At 69.4% G+C, this 2,770-nt stretch carries 2 protein-coding genes; one reads left to right on the top strand and one right to left on the bottom strand.

The genetic code is table 11. The features are described 5' to 3' along the window. Positions 1–316: 316 nt before the first annotated feature. Positions 317–1,882, bottom strand: a complete 1,566-nt coding sequence (locus ABZ656_RS29815; protein ID WP_101400840.1) for an MFS transporter — start codon at positions 1,880–1,882, stop codon at positions 317–319. A 97-nt stretch (positions 1,883–1,979) separates the two neighbouring features. Here ABZ656_RS29815 and ABZ656_RS29810 point away from each other — a divergent pair, with 97 nt between their 5' ends. Further along, a complete protein-coding gene (locus tag ABZ656_RS29810; RefSeq protein WP_101400841.1) occupies positions 1,980–2,567 on the top strand; it encodes a TetR/AcrR family transcriptional regulator in 588 nt (195 codons plus the stop codon). The last annotated feature ends 203 nt before the right edge of the window (positions 2,568–2,770 follow it).

Genomic DNA, 2,770 nt, shown 5'->3' with positions numbered 1-2,770 from the left:
CAGAACACTTGGTGGGTGGGGTTTCGGGGCGTAGCCCCGTCTGAGGGGTGCGGGGAACTGCGCGATCAGCCCTCATCGGCCTGCAGGCAGAACACTTGGTGGGTGGGGTTTCGGGGCGTAGCCCCGTCTGAGGGGCGCGGGGAACTGCGCGATCAGCCCTCATCGGCCTGCAGGCAGAACACGTCGGGAGGGCGGGGTTTCGGGGCGCAGCCCGGCCCGAGGGGCGCGGGGAACTGCGCGATCGGACCCCGTCCCCCCGTAGTCGGAGCGCACAGCCGGGGTTCCAAGGGCGTAGCCCTGGTGGTGGGGGGCGGTGTCAGGCGGGAGCCTGTTCGGGGTGGGGGACCTCGGCCCCGATCTCCCGCACCGGCACTCGCCGCAACGTCGCAGACGCCAACACCGCCGCCCCGGACAACAGCACCGCCCCCGCGATCGCCGCCGCCTGCATCCCACTGGTGAACGCCTCCCGTGCGACCCGCACCAGCGCGTCCCCCGCGTCGCCCGGCAACTGGTGGGCGACCGCCAGCGCGCCGCCGAGGGTCTCCTGGGCCGGTGCCGGGGCGCCGGACGGAATCTCGTGGCGGTAGACGGCCGTACCGATGGAGCCCAGGACCGCCATGCCGAGCGCCCCGCCGAACTCGGCACCCGTCTCCAGCAGCGAGGACGCGGCGCCCGCGTTGCCGACGGGGACGGTGCCCAGCGCCAGATCCATCATCTGCGACATCACGGTGACGATCCCCGAGGCGAGGACACCGGCACCGGCGAGGACCAGCCACAGAGAGTCGGTCCCGGTGAGGGCCAGCAGACCGTAGCCGCACGCGGCGAGGACGAAGCCGCCGGAGACGACGTGGGCGCGGTGGACGCCCTTCTGCACCAGCTGCGCGGCGACCGGCGCGGCGACCCCGACCAGGACCGTCGGCAGCAGTGACCACAAAGCGGCCTCCATGGAGCTCTTGCCGAGGACCGACTGCAGGTACTGCGTGGTGAAGTACGCCGACCCCATCATCCCGAACGCGGAGAGGAGGTTGAGCACGACGGCGGGCGCGAAGCCTCGGCCCCGGAACAACTCGGGGGAGATCAGCGGAGACTTGGCGGTGCGCTGCCGCTGGACGAAGAGCGCGGCGAAGACGAGACCGACGACGATCGAGGCGCCGTACTCGAACTTCCAGCCCTCGGACGGGATTTCCTTCACGCCGTAGATGACGGGCAGCACGGCGGCCATCGACAGCGGCACGCTGAGCAGGTCGAAACGGCCCGGTTGCGGGTTCCTGGACTCGGGGAGCAGGACCGGACCGAGGACCAGCAGCAGCACCATCGCGGGCAGGTTGACGAGGAAGACCGAGCCCCACCAGAAGTACTCGACGAGGACACCGCTCATCACCGAACCGAGCGCGATACCGCCGGTCATGACGCCGGACCACAGACCGATCGCCTTCGCGCGCTGGCCGGGGTCGGTGAACATCGTGCGGATGATCGCCATCGTCGACGGCATGAGGGTGGCGCCACCGATGCCGAGTACCGCGCGGGCCGCGATCAGCATCTCGGCGCTGTCGGCGTAGGCGGCCATGACCGAGGCCGTGCCGAAGGCGGCGGCGCCGAAGAGGAGGAGCTTGCGGCGGCCTATGCGGTCGCCGAGCGAGCCCATCGTCATCAGCAGTCCGGCGAGCACGAACGCGTAGATGTCGAAGATCCACAGCTGCTGGGTGCCGCTCGGCTCCAGGTCCGCGCTGATCGCGGGGATCGCGAAGTAGAGGACCGAGACGTCCATCGAGACCAGGAGCAGCGGAAGCATCAGGACGCCGAGGGCGGTCCATTCGCGGCGGCCGGCGAGGCCTCCGCCGGGTGCGGGGGTGGTGCTCGTCGAGTGCTTCGGGTTCGTCATGACAGGGACTGTACGGACGTCTTAAACAATTGTCTAGTACGCTTGTTTAAAACGAGCGTCTGGGACGGTTGTCTGTATCGGGGGTACGCTGATCGGCATGGGACACCGTGAGGATCTGCTCGAAGGCGCCAAGCGCTGCCTGTTGGAGAAGGGGTTCGTGCGCACCACGGCGCGCGACATCGTGAAGGAGTCCGGGACGAACCTGGCGTCCATCGGCTACCACTACGGGTCGAAGGACGCGCTGCTGACGCAGGCCTTCGTGGAGCTGGTGCAGGAGTGGGGCGAGAAGTTCGCCCTCCATCAGGAGCACGAGGAGGCACCCGGAGGTTCTGTGGAGCGGTTCCACGACGTGTGGGCGCGGATGCTGGAGTCCTTCGAGGACTTCAAGCCCGTGTGGGCGGCCAGCATGGAGATCGTGACGCAGGGGGAGCGGGTGCCGCAGCTGCGGGACCTCATGGCGAAGGCGCAGATCGAGGGCCGGTCCGGGCTCGTCTCGATGTTCACGGGCCAGGACGAGGAGACGCTCGACGAGCGGACCGTCAAGGCCGTCGGCGGCTTCTACCAGGCGCTGCTCAACGGTCTGATGGTGCAGTGGCTCTTCGACCCGGCGAGCGCCTCCACGGCGGACGACCTCACGGAGGGGCTGCGAAGGGTGATCGAGGGGGCGGCCGGTTCGCGGGACTGAGGCGTCACCCGGCCACGACTGCGGTCGGCGTGATGCCAAACCCGCGATCGGCTCGGGCATCGCGGTGCGCCGGGATCAGCGCCGTCAGGGCGGGTCGTGACGACAGGACCTAGGCCCTGTCGTCAAATTCCCGTCTGCCCCGCGACGCCATGCACGCACTCTCACCGCACCAGGCACAGATCCAAGTACGTCCAGTACGAGGG

The sequence above is a fragment of the Streptomyces sp. NPDC007095 genome (assembly GCF_040634475.1).
Lineage (GTDB): Bacteria > Actinomycetota > Actinomycetes > Streptomycetales > Streptomycetaceae > Streptomyces.
Note: the sequence above shows the minus strand (reverse complement) of the source record. Positions and strands in the feature narration are given on the sequence as shown.